This window comes from Streptomyces sp. URMC 126, assembly GCF_051386555.1.
In the GTDB taxonomy this organism is placed as follows: Bacteria; Actinomycetota; Actinomycetes; order Streptomycetales; family Streptomycetaceae; genus Streptomyces.
In genome coordinates, this window is the sequence record NZ_JBPQTX010000972.1 from 1 (window position 1) to 263 (window position 263).

The window sequence follows — 263 nt, forward strand, 5'->3', positions numbered from 1 at the left end:
GCTCAGCCCCTTCGCCCCGCCCTCCGGGGTGGTCCGGGCCACCACGATGACGAGGTCGGCGAGGATGCCGTTGGAGATGAAGGTCTTGGAGCCGTTGAGCACCCAGTGGTCGCCCCGGTCGGTGGCGGTGGTGCGGATGCCCTGGAGGTCGGAGCCCGCCCCGGGCTCGGTCATGGCGATGGCGCCGATGGTCTCGCCGCCGCAGAACCCGGGCAGCCAGCGGCGCTTCTGCTCCTCGGTGGCGAGCGAGGTGAGATACGGGC

The 263-nt window shown here is 72.2% G+C and carries 1 protein-coding gene; it reads right to left on the bottom strand.

Features of this window, described 5'->3' with window-relative positions; all coding sequences use genetic code 11:
- Positions 1–263, bottom strand: a 263-nt coding sequence (locus tag ACSNOK_RS34720) for an acyl-CoA dehydrogenase family protein (protein WP_436784693.1), incomplete at both ends; no start/stop codon positions are given.